The organism is Saccharothrix longispora, from assembly GCF_031455225.1.
Lineage (GTDB): Bacteria > Actinomycetota > Actinomycetes > Mycobacteriales > Pseudonocardiaceae > Actinosynnema > Actinosynnema longispora.
Map to the genome: position 1 here is coordinate 7581687 of NZ_JAVDSG010000001.1, position 15599 is coordinate 7597285.

Annotated in this window: 14 protein-coding genes; 12 read left to right on the top strand and 2 right to left on the bottom strand. The window is 74.3% G+C overall.

The window, feature by feature from the left end; genetic code table 11:
- The first annotated feature begins 81 nt into the window (after positions 1–81).
- From J2S66_RS33185 to J2S66_RS33230, 10 genes are all read left to right on the top strand, one after another.
- The gene (locus tag J2S66_RS33185; protein WP_310312564.1) at positions 82–1113 is read left to right on the top strand and encodes a DUF3152 domain-containing protein; all 1032 of its coding nucleotides are present in this window, start codon (positions 82–84) and stop codon (positions 1111–1113) included.
- Positions 1114–1215: 102 nt separating this feature from the next.
- On the top strand, positions 1216–2388 hold the full coding sequence (gene moeZ, locus J2S66_RS33190; RefSeq protein WP_310312566.1) for an adenylyltransferase/sulfurtransferase MoeZ: 1173 nt from the start codon (positions 1216–1218) through the stop codon (positions 2386–2388).
- A gap of 175 nt (positions 2389–2563) precedes the next feature.
- Positions 2564–3367: a TIGR02569 family protein gene (locus J2S66_RS33195; RefSeq protein WP_310312569.1), complete on the top strand. Its 804-nt coding sequence runs from the start codon at positions 2564–2566 to the stop codon at positions 3365–3367.
- Between the two features lie 165 nt (positions 3368–3532).
- Positions 3533–5536: a molybdopterin oxidoreductase family protein gene (locus J2S66_RS33200; protein ID WP_310315277.1), complete on the top strand. Its 2004-nt coding sequence runs from the start codon at positions 3533–3535 to the stop codon at positions 5534–5536.
- Positions 5533–6978 (top strand): FAD-dependent oxidoreductase, encoded by a 1446-nt coding sequence (locus J2S66_RS33205; protein WP_310312572.1) that lies wholly within the window; start codon positions 5533–5535, stop codon positions 6976–6978. Before J2S66_RS33200 ends, J2S66_RS33205 begins: the two co-directional genes overlap by 4 nt.
- 100 nt (positions 6979–7078) lie before the next feature.
- Positions 7079–8431 (top strand): MFS transporter, encoded by a 1353-nt coding sequence (locus J2S66_RS33210; RefSeq protein WP_310312575.1) that lies wholly within the window; start codon positions 7079–7081, stop codon positions 8429–8431.
- Positions 8432–8547: 116 nt separating this feature from the next.
- Positions 8548–11064 carry a nitrite reductase large subunit NirB gene (gene nirB, locus J2S66_RS33215; protein ID WP_310312576.1) on the top strand — a complete coding sequence of 839 codons (2517 nt, stop codon included), beginning with the start codon at positions 8548–8550 and terminating at the stop codon, positions 11062–11064.
- Positions 11061–11381: a nitrite reductase small subunit NirD gene (gene nirD, locus J2S66_RS33220; protein ID WP_306745969.1), complete on the top strand. Its 321-nt coding sequence runs from the start codon at positions 11061–11063 to the stop codon at positions 11379–11381. Before nirB ends, nirD begins: the two co-directional genes overlap by 4 nt.
- Positions 11378–12493, top strand: a complete 1116-nt coding sequence (locus J2S66_RS33225; protein WP_306745970.1) for a uroporphyrinogen-III synthase — start codon at positions 11378–11380, stop codon at positions 12491–12493. Before nirD ends, J2S66_RS33225 begins: the two co-directional genes overlap by 4 nt.
- Positions 12490–13155, top strand: a complete 666-nt coding sequence (locus J2S66_RS33230) for a sirohydrochlorin chelatase (protein ID WP_310312580.1) — start codon at positions 12490–12492, stop codon at positions 13153–13155. Before J2S66_RS33225 ends, J2S66_RS33230 begins: the two co-directional genes overlap by 4 nt.
- A gap of 3 nt (positions 13156–13158) precedes the next feature.
- Here the strand turns inward: J2S66_RS33230 and J2S66_RS33235 are convergent, their stop codons facing one another.
- The gene (locus J2S66_RS33235) at positions 13159–13728 is read right to left on the bottom strand and encodes an HAAS signaling domain-containing protein (protein ID WP_310312583.1); all 570 of its coding nucleotides are present in this window, start codon (positions 13726–13728) and stop codon (positions 13159–13161) included.
- Between the two features lie 140 nt (positions 13729–13868).
- Between J2S66_RS33235 and J2S66_RS33240 the strand changes: the two genes are divergently transcribed.
- A complete protein-coding gene (locus tag J2S66_RS33240) occupies positions 13869–14831 on the top strand; it encodes a pirin family protein (protein ID WP_310312586.1) in 963 nt (320 codons plus the stop codon).
- 9 nt (positions 14832–14840) lie between these two features.
- Positions 14841–15242, top strand: a complete 402-nt coding sequence (locus J2S66_RS33245; protein WP_310312590.1) for a tetratricopeptide repeat protein — start codon at positions 14841–14843, stop codon at positions 15240–15242.
- On the opposite strand, the gene J2S66_RS33250 is transcribed toward J2S66_RS33245, so the two are convergent.
- On the bottom strand, positions 15208–15531 hold the full coding sequence (locus J2S66_RS33250; protein WP_310312593.1) for an MGMT family protein: 324 nt from the start codon (positions 15529–15531) through the stop codon (positions 15208–15210). The two genes, J2S66_RS33245 and J2S66_RS33250, sit on opposite strands and share 35 nt — an antisense overlap.
- Positions 15532–15599 lie beyond the last annotated feature (68 nt).

The following is a 15599-nucleotide window of genomic DNA, read 5'->3' on the forward strand; positions in this document are numbered from 1 at the left end:
CGCCGGGACGCGGTGGATCGGTTCAGTGACCTGGTCAACCGAAGTCCGCCACAGGGGTCCGGTTGTGGCACCCTGGTCGCCGTGAACCGGACGACGCAGGACCCGTCGCCCTCCTCCGGCGACCGCCCGTCGCTGTCCGAAGACCGCTACCGCCGGGGCGCTCGCCGCACGGGTGGCGAGCCGCTCGCCGCCTCGTGGACACCGGCGGGGCGCAGGGCGCGACGTCGCGGGCGCGGCCTGAAAGGCCTGATCGCGAACTACGGCTGGCGCATCTACGCCCTCCCCGTGCTGCTGGTGCTGACCGCGCTGGTCGTGCTCGACACGGCCGCGCCGACCACGTTCGGCACCGCGACCGACCAGGCGGCCGAGGGCACGCCGACCGGCGACGCGGCGGCGGCGTCCACCCCCCGGTCGCCGGTGGCCAGCGAGAAGCCGCCGCCCCAGATCGACCTGAAGAACTTCCCGACCGCCGTGCTGCCGGAGGGGCCCAGGTTCTCGGAGCAGGGCGCCGGCACGTGGCAGCTCGTCCCCGGTTCCATGCCGCAGCAGGTCGGCACCGGCACGCTCTACCGGTACGACATCGCCATCGAGGACGGGGTCGAGGCGGCGGACTACGGCGGCGACCGCGACGCGTTCGCCCGCACGGTCGACGCGTTCCTGGCCGACCCGCGCAGCTGGGTCGGCACCGGCCAGGTGGCGATGCAGCGCGTCGAGGGCGGCGACGTCGACTTCACCATCAGCCTCACCACGACGAGCACCACGCACGCCATGTGCGGCTTCTCCATCCAGTTCGAGGCGTCGTGCTGGCACCCGCCGTCGGGGCGCGTGATCATCAACGCCGCCCGCTGGGTGCGCGGCGGGAAGGCGTTCGGCAACGACATCGGCGCCTACCGCACCTACGCGATCAACCACGAGGTCGGGCACGCGCTGGGCAACCGGCACGAGGGCTGCGCGGTCGACGGCGGACCCGCGCCGGTGATGATGCAGCAGTCGTTCGGCGTGGCCAACGACTACGTCGCGCAGCTCAACTCGGTGGACGGCGGCGACCGCAACGCGGTGGCGGCCGACGGCAAGGTCTGCACGCCCAACCCGTTCCCGGTGGCGCCCCAGTAGGGCGTGTCCCGCGCCTTGGGACGGCTTCCCATCCGGGAAGACGGACGGGCAGGCTGGTGTTGTCCCTCGGTAGAGGACATGTGTGGTCGAGGAGGACTGGAGATGGCGCTTCCGCCGCTCGTTGAGCCCGCAGCGGAGCTGACGAAGGAAGAGGTCGCGCGGTACAGCCGCCACCTGATCATCCCGGACGTCGGGGTCGACGGTCAGAAGCGGCTGAAGAACGCGAAGGTCCTGATCGTCGGCGCGGGTGGACTGGGCAGCCCGGCCCTGCTGTACCTGGCGGCGGCGGGGGTCGGCACGCTCGGCGTCGTCGACTTCGACATCGTCGACGAGTCGAACCTGCAGCGGCAGGTCATCCACGGCCAGTCGGACATCGGCAAGCCCAAGGCGGAGTCGGCGCGCGACTCGGTCGCCGAGATCAACCCGTTCGTCAAGGTGGTGCTGCACCAGACCCACCTGAACTCGGAGAACGCGCTCGACATCTTCCGCGACTACGACCTGATCCTGGACGGCACGGACAACTTCGCCACCAGGTACCTGGTGAACGACGCCGCCGTGCTGCTGGGCAAGCCGTACGTGTGGGGTTCGATCTTCCGGTTCGAGGGCCAGGTCAGCGTCTTCTGGGAGGACGCGCCGAACGGCCAGGGCCTGAACTACCGCGACCTCTACCCGGAGCCGCCGCCGCCCGGCATGGTGCCGTCGTGCGCCGAGGGCGGCGTCCTGGGCGTGCTGTGCGCGTCGATCGGCTCGATCATGGTCACCGAGGCGATCAAGCTGCTGACCGGCATCGGCGACCCGCTGCTCGGCCGGCTCATGGTGTACGACGCCCTGGAGATGTCCTACCGGACCATCCGCATCCGCAAGGACCCGGAGAGCCCCAAGATCACCGAGCTGATCGACTACGACGCGTTCTGCGGCGTGGTGTCCGACGACGCCCAGCAGGCCGCGGCGGGCAACACGATCACGCCGCTGGAGCTGAAGCAGAAGCAGGACGCCGGTGAGGACTTCCTGCTGGTGGACGTCCGCGAGCCGCACGAGTACGAGATCGTGAGGATTCCGGGCTCGGTGCTCATCCCGAAGGACCGCATCCTGTCCGGCGTGGCGTTCGCCGAGCTGCCGCAGGACAAGCAGGTCGTGCTGCACTGCAAGTCGGGCGCCCGCTCGGCCGAGGCGCTGGCCGCCCTGCACCGGGCCGGCTTCTCCGACGCCGTGCACGTCGGCGGCGGTGTGCTGGCCTGGGCGCGCGAGATCGACCCCAGCCTGCCGACCTACTGACCGCACGCGGTCCGATCCGCCCCGGCGCCGGGACGGATCGGACCGCGTGACGGCCGTCACGCGGGTTACCGCCGATTGAGACCGCAATAATGCGGCTAGGCTGAATGTGTGGACACCACACCTCCGGGCTCCGAGGTCCACCAACCGAGCGCCCGGTGCAGGTAGCGTGCCGGCCGTGAACCCGTCGTCGCCACCGGAGCCGCCACCGTCGCACGTGCGCGCCGCGTTCGGCGCGCGCGACGCCGAGCCGGAGCTGATCGACGGCGGACCGGCGTGGCGGTGCGGCGACGCGGCCATCCGCCCCGCGGGCAAGCCCGCCGAGGCCACCTGGGTCGCGAAGACCCTCGACGCGCTCGACGTGGACAACCTCCGCGTGGCCAGGCCCCTGCGCTCCACGGACGGCCGCTACGTCGTCGGCGGCTGGGCGGCGACCAAGTACCTGTCCGGCCAGGCCGAGCCGCGCCACGACGAGGTCGTCGAGGTCGCGGTGAAGCTGCACCAGGCCACCGCCGGACTCACCCGGCCCCGGTTCCTCGACACCCGGACCGACCTGTTCGCCACCGCGGACCGCTGCGCGTGGGACGAGGAGAAGGCCGAGCTCGCCCCGGACCTCGGCGGCCGGCTGTTCGAGCTGTACGCGGCCCACCGCACGCCGGTCACGGCGAAGCCGCAGGTCGTGCACGGCGACCTGTTCGGCAACGTGCTGTTCGCGGGTGACGCCACCCCCGCGATCATCGACTTCACCGCCTACTGGCGGCCGGGCTCCTACGGGGCCGCCGTCGTCGCGGTCGACGCCCTCGCCTGGGGCGGCGCGGACCACGGCATCCTCGGGCGCTGGGCGCACCTGGAGGAGTGGCCGCAGGTCGTGCTGCGGGCGGTGCTGTTCCGGCTCGCCGTGCACGCGCTGCACCCCCGGTCGAGCGTGCAGTCGCTGACGGGCCTGGAGCGCGCGGCGGCACGGGTGGTCGAACTGCTCTGAACGCGTGACCTCACCCGCGCGGCAGGTGGCTTGAGCAGTCAAGTTCGCGCGGACGAAACATGCCGCGGTCCGCCGTTAACAGCCCGTTCCTACCGTCGGCCCGTGACCCGAACCGACGCGCCGAAGACGGACACCCACTGCCCGTACTGCGCGCTCCAGTGCGCCATGTCCATCGCGGACGGCGTGGTGTCGCCCCGGGAGTTCCCCACCAACCGCGGCGGGCTGTGCCAGAAGGGCTGGACGTCGGCCGAGCTGCTGACCTCGCCCGCCCGGCTGACCACGCCGCTGGTCCGCCGCGACGGCGAGCTGCGCCCCGCCGCCTGGGACGAGGCGCTGGACGTGGTCGCCGCGAAGCTGCGGGCGCTGCGCGCGGAGCACGGGCCGGACTCGGTGGGCGTCTTCGGCGGCGGCGGGCTGACCAACGAGAAGTCCTACCTGCTGGGCAAGTTCGCCCGGGTCGCCCTCGGCACCTCGCAGATCGACTACAACGGCCGGTTCTGCATGTCCAGCGCCGCCGCGGCGGGCCTGCGGGCGTTCGGCCTGGACCGGGGCCTGCCGTTCCCGGTCGCCGACCTGGACCGCGCGGACGCCGTGCTGCTGGTCGGCGGCAACCCGGCGGAGACCATGCCGCCGTTCGTGCAGCACCTCAGGGGCGCGCGGCTGGTCGTGGTCGACCCGCGCCGCACGGCCACCGCCGAGCTGGCCACGCTGCACCTCCAGCCCGCGCCGGGCACCGACCTGGCGCTCGCGCTGGGCCTGCTGCACAGCGTCGTCGCCGACGGGCACCTGGACGAGGAGTACCTGGCCGAGCGCACCACCGGCTTCGACGAGGCGTGGCGGATCGCCGCGACCTGGTGGCCGGAGCGGGTGGAGCGGGTCACCGGCGTGCCGGTCGCGGACCAGCGCGCCGCCGTGCGCCTGCTGGCCGAGGCGGAGAACGCCGTCGTGCTCACCGGCCGCGGCACCGAGCAGCACGCCGGCGGCACGGACACCGTGTCGGCGTGGATCAACCTCGCCCTGTCCCTGGGCCTGCCCGGCCGCCGGTACTCCGGCTACGGCTGCCTCACCGGCCAGGGCAACGGCCAGGGCGGCCGGGAGCACGGCCAGAAGGCCGACCAGCTGCCCGGCTACCGGAAGATCGACGACCCGGCGGCCCGCGAGCACGTCAAGGGCGTGTGGGGCGTGGACGACCTGCCCGGCCCCGGCCGGTCGGCCTACGAGCTGCTCGACGCCCTCGGGCAGCCCGGCGGGCCGAGGGCGCTGCTGGTGTTCGGCAGCAACGTGGTCGTCTCCGCGCCCCACTCGCGGCACGTCGCCGACCGGCTGGCGGCCCTGGACCTGCTGGTCGTGGCCGACCTCGTGCTGTCCGAGACGGCCGCGGTCGCCGACGTCGTGCTGCCGGTCACCCAGTGGGCCGAGGAGAGCGGCACCATGACCAACCTCGAAGGCCGCGTGCTGCTGCGGCAGCGGGCCGTGGCCCCGCCCGAGGGGGTGCGCGGCGACCTCGACGTGCTCCAGGGCCTCGCCACCCGCCTCGGCCAGCCCGCCGAGCGGTTCCCGACCGAGCCCGAGGTGGTGTTCGAGGAGCTGCGGCGGGCGTCGGCGGGCGGCCCCGCCGACTACTCCGGCGTCACCTACCGGCGGCTGCGGGACGGCGAGGCGCTGCACTGGCCTGTCGCCGCGGGCGGACCGGCCGAGCCCGGGACGATCGGGCGCGGCACGCCCCGCGTGTTCCTCGACCGGTTCGCCCACCCCGACGGCCTGGCCCGGTTCGTCCCGGTCGAGCACCGGGGCCCGGCCGAGCCGCCTGACGCGGAGTACCCGCTCCAGGCCACCACGGGTCGGGTGCTCCAGCACTACCAGTCGGGTGCGCAGACCCGGCTGGTGGCCGAGCTGAACGCGGCCGAGCCCGAGGCGTACGTGGAGGTCCACCCGGACACCGCGACCCGCGCGGGCCTCGCGCACGGCGACCGCGCGGCTGTCGTGTCGCGGCGCGGCCGGACGCTGGCGCGGGTGCGCTGCGTGCCGTCCATGCGCGTCGACGTGGTGTTCCTGCCCTTCCACTACGCGGGGGAGGGGCGCGCGAACCTGCTGACCAACCCGGCGCTGGACCCGACCAGCCGGATGCCCGAGTTCAAGGTGTGCGCGGTCCGATTGGAGACGGTATGAGGAACGTGGTGGTCGTGGGCTACGGCATGGCCGGCGCCCGACTGGCCGACGAGGTCCGCCGTCGCGACCCGGGCGGGGAGCGGGTCGCGCTGACCGTGCTGGGCGACGAACCGCACCCGGCGTACAACCGGGTGCTGCTCTCCAGCGTCGTGGCGGGCTCCCTCACGCCGGACGCGGTGCGCCTGCACGCCCCCGACTGGGCCGCGAAGCACCACGTGGACCTGCGGCTCGGCGGCGCGGTCACCAAGGTCGACCGCACCCGCCGGGTCGTGCACGTCGACGACACCGAGGTGCCCTACGACGCGCTGGTGCTGGCCACGGGCTCGCGGCCGTGGGTGCCGCCCACGCCGGGCCTGCTCGACGGCAACGGCGCCCTCGCTCCCGGCGTGGTGGCGTTCCGGTCGTTGGACGACTGCGCGCGGATCGTGGCGAAGGCGTCGCCGGGCACGCCGGTCGCGGTCCTCGGCGGCGGCCTGCTCGGCCTGGAGGCGGCCCGCGGCCTGGCCGGTCGCGGCTGCCTGGTCACCGTCGTGCACCCGGTCGGGCACCTGATGGAGCGCCAGCTGGACGCGGGCGCGGGCCGGGTGCTCGCCAGGACCCTCCAGGGCCTCGGCATCGAGTTCCGGCTCGGCACGCCGGCCTCGCGGTACGCGCCGGGCGAGGGGCTGGAGCTGGCCGACGGCACGCACGTCCCCGCGGACCTGGTGGTCGTGTCGGCGGGCGTGCGGGCGGAGACGGCGCTGGCCGAGCAGGCGGGCCTCGACGTCGACCGGGGCGTCCTGGTGGACGACGCGCTGCGCACCAGCGACCCGCGCGTGCACGCCCTCGGCGACTGCGCCCAGCACGTGGGCACGGTGTCCGGCCTGGTCCAGCCCGCGTGGGAGCAGGCGGCCGTGCTCGCCGACCGGCTCACCGGCGTCGCGCCCGCCGCCCGCTACGCCGGCACCACCGTCGTGACCAGGCTCAAGGCCCGGGACGTGGACCTCGCCGCGCTCGGCGACGCGCACGTGGAGGTCGACTCGGCCGACGCCGAGGTGCTGTGCTTCCAGGACCCGGCGCGCGGCCGGTACGCCAAGCTGGTGCTGCGCGACGACCGCGTCACCGGTGCCATCGTGCTCGGCGCCCCGGACGCCGCGGCGGCCATCGTCCAGCTCTACGACCGCGGCCTGCCCGCGCCCACCGACCGGCTGGCGCTGCTGCTCGGCCGCGCCCTGCCCGCCGGGGGCGCCGAGGCGAGCCCGGCCGACCTGCCCGCGTCCGCCGTGGTGTGCCGCTGCAACACGGTCAGCAAGGGGCAGCTCGTCACCGCGTGGCGCGCGGGCGCCACCTCGCTGTCGGCCATCGCGGACGCCACCCGCGCGAGCACCGGCTGCGGCGGCTGCAAGGACGCCGTGTGCGGCATCGTCGACTGGCTCGCGGCCTCACAGCCCCAGTCCGCGTGATGTGCGCCGGAGTTGCCGGCGGCGACACGTGGTCGCACGCCTCGGTAACCGGCCGTTCCTACCGTTGGCACGCAACGAGAACCGCTGTCCTGGAGGTCCGATGAGCACGGTCGTGGAGACGGGGGACGCCGCGTCGCCGGCGAAGCGCGGCGGGCGGTGGATCGACCACTGGGAGCCGGAGGACCCGGCGTTCTGGGAGACCACCGGCAAGCGGGTCGCCCGCAAGAACCTCGTGTTCTCGATCCTGGCGGAGAACCTGGGCTTCACCGTGTGGAGCCTGATGTCCATCGTGGTGGTGAGCCTCGGCACCGTCGGGTTCTCGTTCGGCGTCGGCCAGGTGTTCTGGCTGCTGATCGTGCCCAACCTGGTGGGCGCGGTGCTGCGCATCCCCTACACGTTCGCGGTGCCGCGCTTCGGCGGGCGGGCGTGGACCGCGATCAGCGCGGGCCTGCTGCTGGTGCCGTGCGCCATGCTGGCGATCGCGGTCTCCGACCCGGGCACGCCGTACTGGTTCTTCCTGCTCACGTCGGCCGCGATGGGCTTCGGCGGCGGCAACTTCTCGTCCTCGATGGCGAACATCTCGTTCTTCTACCCGGAGGGCAGGAAGGGCCTCGCGCTCGGCCTGAACGCGGCGGGCGGCAACCTGGGCGTGGCGATGGTGCAGCTCGTCGTGCCGATCGTCATCTCGATCGGCACCGGCGTGAACCTGGCCTACGCGGCGCTGTTCTGGATGCCGTTCATCGTGGTCGCCACCGCGTGCGCCTGGTTCTTCATGGACAGCCTCACCCAGGCCAAGCCGGACGGCACGTCCTACCGCAGGGCGCTGTCCAACAAGCACACGTGGGTGATGTCGTTCCTCTACATCGGCACGTTCGGCTCGTTCATCGGCTTCTCGTTCGCGTTCCCGTCGCTCATCAGGATCAGCTTCGCCGACCACAAGGGCTTCGTCGCGCTGGCGTTCATCGGCGCGCTGATCGGCTCGGTGAGCAGGCCGCTGGGCGGGTGGCTCGCCGACCGGTTCGGCGGCGCGCGGATCACCCTGGCCACGTTCGTCGGGCTCGCCGCCGGCACGGTCGCCCTGCTGGTGAGCATCGAGGTCGGCAGCTTCGCGCTGTTCTTCGGCTCGTTCGTCGCCCTCTTCGTGCTGGCGGGCGTGGGCAACGGCTCGACCTACCGGATGATCCCGGCGATCTTCGCCACGCAGAGCGACGACGTGCGCTCGGCCAAGCGGCAGGCGGCGGCGGTGGTCGGCATCGCGGGCGCGATCGGCGCGTTCGGCGGCGTGCTCGTCAACCTGGTGTTCAAGTTCTCCCTGGAGGGCAGCAGGACCCTCGCCCCCGCGCTGACCGCGTTCCTCGTGTTCTACGGGCTGTGCGTGACCACCACGTGGTGGTTCTACCTGCGGCGGCGCGTCCTCGTGCGCGTGCCCAGCCTCGCCTACGCGGGGGTGTGACGCACACCGCTCCGACGTGCGGCGTGAGCGTCCTTTAACGCCTGCGCAACATTCGCGACCTTGGCACGACACGGTGCCCGGTGAGCATGGCCGGGCAGGAGGAAGGGATTGGTCCCATGACGCGAACGCTCGTGGTGGTGGGTCACGGCATGGTCGGCCACCGCCTCGTGGAGGCCCTCCGCGAGAAGGACGCGACCGACCGGTGGCGGGTCGTCGTGTTCGCCGAGGAGACCCGCCCCGCCTACGACCGCGTCGCCCTGTCGTCCTACGTGGACGCCTGGGACGCCTCGGCGCTGGCCCTCGCGCCGCACGACGGCGCGGTCGAGCTGGTGCTCGGCGACCGGGTCGTGGAGCTGGACCGGACCGCGAAGGTGGTGCGCACGGCGAGCGGCCGCGCGCAGCCCTACGACGCGCTCGCGCTGGCCACCGGCTCGGTGCCGTTCGTGCCGCCCGTGCCGGGCCGCGACCTGCCCGGCTGCCACGTCTACCGCACCATCGACGACCTGGACGCCATCCGCGCCACCGTGGAGGGCGCCCGGTCCGGCGGCCGGCGCGCGGGCATGGTGCTCGGCGGCGGCCTGCTCGGCCTGGAGGCCGCCAACGCGCTGCGCGGCATGGGCGTCTCCCCGCACGTCGTGGAACTCGGTCCGCGCCTGATGCCGCTCCAGGTCGACGAGGGCGGCGCGGGCCTGCTCAAGCGGCTGGTGGAGAAGCTCGACCTCACCGTCCACACCGGCACGTCCGCGTCGTCCATCGGGCGCGACCACCGCGGCCGGCTCGTGGCGGCGCTGTCCAACGGCGTCGAGCTGGACCTCGACGTCGTCGTGTTCTCCGCGGGCATCCGGCCGCGCGACGAGCTGGCCCGCTCCGCCGGCCTGGCCGTCGGCGACCGGGGCGGGATCGTCGTGGACGGGGCGTGCCGCACGTCCGACCCCGACGTGTACGCCGTCGGCGAGTGCGCCAACCTCGACGGGGTGGTCTACGGGCTGGTCGCGCCGGGCTACTCGATGGCGGAGGTCGTCGCGGACCGGCTGCTCGGCGGCTCCTCGGCGTTCCCGGGCGCCGACCTGTCCACCAAGCTCAAGCTCCTCGGCGTGGACGTGGCCTCGTTCGGCGACGCGCACGCGAAGCAGGAGGGCGCGCTGGAGGTCGTGGTGAACGACGCCGTCGCGGGCACCTACGCCAAGGTCGTGGTGTCCGACGACGCCAGGACCCTGCTCGGCGGCATCCTCGTCGGCGACGCCTCCAAGTACCCCCTGCTGCGGCCCCTGGTCGGGCGCGCGGTGCCCGGCGACCCGGTGGCGCTGATCGGTCCGTCGGGGGGCGTCGAGCTGTCCCTGCCGCACGACGCGCAGGTGTGCTCGTGCCACGCCGTCACCAAGCAGCGGGTCGTGGACGCGGTGGCCTCCGGTGACGCGGTCGACGTGCCGGGCATCAAGGCGTGCACCAAGGCGGGCACCGGCTGCGGCTCGTGCGTGCCGATGCTGAAGAAGCTGCTGGCCGAGTGCGGCGTGGAGCAGTCCAAGGCGCTGTGCGAGCACTTCGACCAGTCCCGCGCCGAGCTGTTCGAGATCGCCCGGTCCACCGGCGCCACCACGTTCACCGGGCTGGTGTCCCGCTTCGGCCGCGGCCGGGGCTGCGACATCTGCAAGCCCACCGTCGCCTCGATCCTCGCCTCGCTGGACAACGGGCACATCCTCGCCGGCGAGCAGGCCGCGATCCAGGACACCAACGACCACTTCCTGGCCAACATCCAGCGCAACGGCACCTACTCGGTCGTGCCGCGCATCCCCGGCGGCGAGATCACCGCCGAGAAGCTCATCGTCATCGGCGAGGTCGCCCGCGACTTCGGCCTCTACACCAAGATCACCGGCGGGCAGCGGATCGACCTGTTCGGCGCGACCGTGGACCAGCTGCCGCGGATCTGGAGGCGGCTCGTGGACGCGGGTTTCGAGTCCGGCCACGCCTACGGCAAGTCGCTGCGCACGGTGAAGTCGTGCGTCGGCACCACGTGGTGCCGCTTCGGCGTGCAGGACTCGGTGTCGCTGGCCATCGAGCTGGAGCTGCGCTACCGGGGCCTGCGCTCGCCGCACAAGCTCAAGTCCGCGGTGTCCGGGTGCGCCCGCGAGTGCGCCGAGGCCCGCGGCAAGGACTTCGGCGTCATCGCCACCGAGAACGGCTGGAACCTGTACGTGGGCGGCAACGGCGGCTTCACCCCGCGCCACGCCGACCTCATCGCCTCCGACGTGGACACGGCGACGCTGATCAGGCTCATCGACCGGTTCCTGATGTTCTACATCCGCACGGCGGACCGGTTGCAGCGCACGTCCGCGTGGATCGAGGGCCTCGACGGCGGCCTCGACCACCTGCGCGCGGTGGTCGTGGACGACAGCCTCGGCATCTGCGCCGACCTGGAGGCCGCGATGGCCAGGCACGTGGACAACTACGCGGACGAGTGGCGCGGCGTGCTGGACGACCCGGAGAAGCTCGCCCGGTTCACCTCCTTCGTCAACGCGCCGGGCACGCCCGACCCCACGATCTCGTTCCGCGAGGAGCGCGGGCAGAAGGTGCCGGTCCTGCTGGGGGTACCAGCCCTGAGCGGAGCGAACGACCCAGCGGAGGTATCGAGATGACACCCGTGTGCGAGTTGAGCGCCCTGCTGCCCGACCGGGGGGTGGCCGCCCTGCTGCCGGACGGCTCGCAGGTGGCGGTGTTCCTGACCTCGGCGGGCACCGTGCACGCCCTGGGCAACATCGACCCGTTCAGCGGCGCGGCCGTGCTGTCGCGGGGCATCGTCGGCGACCGCGGCGGCGTGCCCGTCGTGGTGTCCCCGGTCTACAAGCAGGCGTTCGAGCTGACCAGCGGCACGTGCCTCGACGACCCGTCGACGGGCGTGCCCGTGCACCCGGTGGTCGTGGCCGACGGCGTCGTCCAGGTCGGGTCCCCGTGACCGCCGCCCCGCTGGCCGGGTACACGGTCGGCGTGACCGCCGCCCGGCGGGCCGACGAGCTGGGCGCCCTGCTGGAGCGCAAGGGCGCGACCGTGCTGCACGGCCCGGCCATCCGGATCGTGCCGCTGCCGGACGACACCGAGCTGCTCGCCGCCACCCGCGCGGTGGTGGAGGAGCCGGTGGACATCGCGGTGGCGACCACCGGCATCGGCTTCCGGGGCTGGTTCGAGGCCGCCGAGGGCTGGGGCCTGGCGGCGCGGCTGCTGGGGAGGCTGTCGGCGGCGCGGGTGCTGCCGCGCGGCCCCAAGGCCAAGGGCGCGGTGCGGGCGGCGGGCCTGGTCGAGGCGTGGTCCCCGGAGGGGGAGAGCAACGCCGAGCTGCTGGACCACCTGCTGCGCGCCGGGGTGGCGGGCAAGCGCGTCGCGGTGCAGCTGCACGGCGAGCCGCTGCCCGACTTCACGTCCACCCTGCGCGAGGCGGGCGCCACCGTCATCGAGGTCCCGGTCTACCGGTGGACCGGCCCGGCCGACCCGGGGCCGCTGGAGCGGCTGCTCGACGCGGTCCTCGCGGGCCAGGTCGACGCCCTGACGTTCACCAGCGCGCCCGCCGCCGCGTCCGTGCTGCGCACCGCCCGCGCCACCGGCAGGTACGACGAGCTGGTCGCGCTGCTGCGCGGCGACGTGCTCGTCGTGGGCGTCGGCGCGATCACCGCGGGGCCTCTGGTGGCCGCCGGCGTCCCCGTCGTCCAGCCGGCCCGCGCCCGCATCGGCGCGCTGGCCCGCGAGCTGACCCTGCAACTCCCCGCCCGCGCGACCCGCCTGAGCATCGCCGCCCGGGAGGTCGAGCTGCGCGGCCAGGCGGTCGTCGTGGACGGCGAGCTGCGGCCCGTGCCGCCCGCCCCGATGGCCGTGCTGCGGGTGCTGGCGGCGGCGCGCGGCCGGGTCGTGTCCCGGCGCGACCTGCTCGCGGCCCTGCCCGGCGGCGGCGAGGAGCACGCCGTGGAGACCGCGATCGGCCGGCTGCGCACCGCCCTCGGCGAACCGCGCATGGTCGCCACCGTCGTGAAGCGCGGCTACCGCCTCGCCACGGACCCCGCCGGGGTGGCCGTATGACCCTCGTCCTCGTCGCCCACGGCACCCGCGACCCGGCGGGCGCCGAGGTGGTCGAAGAGATCGCCTCCCTGGTCCGGGCGCGGCTCGGCGGGGTGCCGGTGCGCGTCGCCTACGCCGACGTGCGGCGGCCCGACGTGACGTCGGTGCTGTCGTCGGTGCGGGGTCCGGCCGTGGTGGTGCCCGCGTTCCTCGCGGCCGGCTACCACGTGCGGGTGGACATCCCGGCCCAGGTCGAGGCGTCCGGCCACCCGGACGTGGTGGTCGCGGACCCGATCGGGCCCGCGCTGGCGCCCGCCGTGCTGGCCCGCCTGCACGAGGCCGGCTACCGGCCGGGCGACTCGGTGGTGCTGGCGGCGGCCGGGTCGTCCGACGCGCGGGCGCTGGCGGACGTGCGGGCCGTGGCCGACGCCCTGGCGCGCCGGGTCGGGCCGGTGGCCGTCGGGTACGCCGCGACCGCGTCGCCGCGCGTCCCCGAGGTCGTGGGGCGCGCCCCGGGACGGGTGGCGGTGGCGTCGTGGCTGCTGGCGCCGGGGCTGTTCCACCGGGCGGTCGCGGCGTCGGGGGCGGACGTGGTGGCCGCGCCGATCGGGGCGCACCCGAGGGTCGTGGAGGCCGTGCTGCTGCGGTACTACGAGGCCCGGTGCTTCCGGGGCGTGGCCTGACCCCTACTCGCGGTCCGCGCGCGAGAAGAAGTACCAGGTGGCGGTCAGCGCGGCGACCTGCGTGGCGGTGAAGGGCAGGACCAGCAGGCCGGAGTACCAGTCGTCCGCCAGGAGGGCGAGCAGCACGTGCAGCGCGGCGGGCACGCCGACGAGCAGCACCCGCACCGGGATCGACCACCGCCGGGACGCGCCGACCAGCACCGCGCCCGCCAGGTGCCCGAAGGGCACCAGCACCGCGCCGACCAGCAGCAGCGCCAGGCCCAGGACGTCGAGGACCCGCAGCGGCTCGCGCGCGGGCTCCCAGTCGTCCGGGTCGGCGCGGCGGGTGTCGGCGGGGGCCTCGGCGTACGCCTCGGCGAGTTCGGTCGACACGACGTCGCCGGGTGTGCCCAGCCGGTCCAGCAGGTCGCGCACGTCGTCCTCGGCGGCGTCCTCCGGCAGGGTGCGCGCGAGGTAGGCGCGGACCTCCTCGTCCAGTTCCGCGCGGCGCTGCTCGGGCAGGGCCACCGACTGCCGCCGCAGGGCGTCCAGGTAGGTGGCGACCAACGGGTGGTCGACGATCGGGCTGTTCATGTGACGCCCCCTCTCCTCGGGGCATCTTCCCCCATCCGCGCGGCCTCGTGGTGACGGCGGGTGGCGGAATAGTTGAACTCTCAATCAGGTTGACACGGTCGAGGCCACCGCACCGGGTGGCCGGCCCGAAGGAGGCAGCCATGCCCGCCGTCACCGCCGACACCCTCACCCTGCCCCGCCTCCCCGCCCTGCCCGACGCCACCACCGCGTGGCGGCCGGTGAAGCGGGTCGTCCGGGCCCGCAGGTCGCTGGAGGGCGAGGGCTTCCAGGTCCGCCGCCCCTTCCCGGGCGTGGACCTCGCGCTCGCCGACCCGTTCCTGCTCCTCGACCACATGGGCGCCGTCGAGTACGGCCCCGGCGAGGCGAAGGGCGCGCCGTGGCACCCGCACCGCGGGTTCGAGACCGTCACCTACCTCATCGACGGGGCCTTCGAGCACAAGGACTCGGCGGGCGGCGGCGGCCTGATCACCGACGGCGGCACGCAGTGGATGACGGCCGGCTCCGGCGTCCTGCACTCGGAGCTGCCGCCGCAGGACCTGGTGGCCAGGGGCGGGCTGTTCCACGGCGTGCAGCTGTGGGTCAACCTGCCGAGGGCCGCGAAGTGGACGCCGCCGCGCTACCAGGACATCCGGCCCGCCGACGCGGTGCTGCTGGCCGGCGACGACGGCGGCGCGCTGGTCCGCGTCATCGCCGGTGACGTCGCGGGCTTCCGCGGCCCCGGCGCGACGCACACGCCGATCACCTACCTGCACGCCACGCTCGCCCCCGGCGCGCGCCTCCGGCTCCCGTGGCCGGAGGAGTTCAACGCCATGGTCTACGTGCTGCACGGCCGCGGCACGGTCGGCCACGAGCACCGGCCGCTGGAGGAGGGGCAGCTCGCGGTGCTCGACCGCGGGCGGGCGATCACCCTCCGGGCGGAGACCGACCAGGACGTGCTGGTCCTGGGCGGGCTGCCGCTGAACGAGCCCGTCGCGCGCTACGGCCCGTTCGTCATGAACACGCGCGCCGAGATCATCGAGGCCATCGAGGACTTCCGGGCAGGGCGGCTCGGCGGGACGCACGTCCCGCACGCCGGCCCCGCGGACGAGAAGATCGACCAGTAGGAGGACGACGTGATCAGCGAACTGCTGCGCAAGGGGCGGATGTTCCTCGCCGCCGGCGACCCGAGCGGCGCCGCCCGCTACCTCGCGGAGGCCGCCGAGCAGGCGCCGACCGACCGCACCGTGCTGACCGAGCTGGCGCTGGCGCACTTCCGGTCCGCCTCGCTGGGCAGGGCGGAGGAGGTGCTGACCAGGCTGGTCGAGCTGGACCCGTCCGACGGCTACGCCCGCCTGCTGCTCGGCCGCACGCTGAGCAGGCGGAGCAGGCACGCCGAGGCGCTGCCGCAGCTCAAGCTCGCGGCCGCGCTGACGCGGGACCCCGACGTGCACGCCGAGGTGGCCCGCGTGCGGGCGCGCCTCGACGGGCGTGACCGCGCGGTCACCACAGGCCGGGAGGCTCCTCCTTCTCCTTGACGGCGTCCTCCCACCGGTACGCGCGCAGGTCCACCTTGCCGTCGAGCGACGGCACCCCCTCCTCGCGGAGCAGCCGCAGCTGCTCGTCGGCGAGGTGGGGGGCGCACGTGCCGTTGGCCTTGAGCACCCGGTGCCACGGCAGGTCGTGCCCGTCCTGGTTGAGGACCGCGCCGACCATCCGGGGCGACGGGGCGCGGGCGATGTCGGCGACGTCGCCGTAGGTGGCGACGCGCCCGCTGGGGATGGAGCGCACGACCTCGCGGACCATCTCGTGCAACTGTTCGTCCACGCCGACAGCTTTCCACGAGGTGCCCGTGCCGCCCCTGTCGGTGCGACGTGGTTGCATCTACCGCCGTG

Bases quoted from the DNA above. Each gene is read 5' to 3' on its own strand.
- moeZ (WP_310312566.1), top strand. From the start codon at position 1,216: ATGGCGCTTCCGCCGCTCGTTGAGCCCGCAGCGGAGCTGACGAAGGAA.
- J2S66_RS33235 (WP_310312583.1), bottom strand. From the start codon at position 13,728: ATGAACAGCCCGATCGTCGACCACCCGTTGGTCGCCACCTACCTGGAC.
- J2S66_RS33200 (WP_310315277.1), top strand. From the start codon at position 3,533: ATGTCCATCGCGGACGGCGTGGTGTCGCCCCGGGAGTTCCCCACCAAC.
- J2S66_RS33205 (WP_310312572.1), top strand. From the start codon at position 5,533: ATGAGGAACGTGGTGGTCGTGGGCTACGGCATGGCCGGCGCCCGACTG.
- nirB (WP_310312576.1), top strand. From the start codon at position 8,548: ATGACGCGAACGCTCGTGGTGGTGGGTCACGGCATGGTCGGCCACCGC.
- J2S66_RS33230 (WP_310312580.1), top strand. From the start codon at position 12,490: ATGACCCTCGTCCTCGTCGCCCACGGCACCCGCGACCCGGCGGGCGCC.
- nirD (WP_306745969.1), top strand. From the start codon at position 11,061: ATGACACCCGTGTGCGAGTTGAGCGCCCTGCTGCCCGACCGGGGGGTG.
- J2S66_RS33210 (WP_310312575.1), top strand. From the start codon at position 7,079: ATGAGCACGGTCGTGGAGACGGGGGACGCCGCGTCGCCGGCGAAGCGC.
- J2S66_RS33240 (WP_310312586.1), top strand. From the start codon at position 13,869: ATGCCCGCCGTCACCGCCGACACCCTCACCCTGCCCCGCCTCCCCGCC.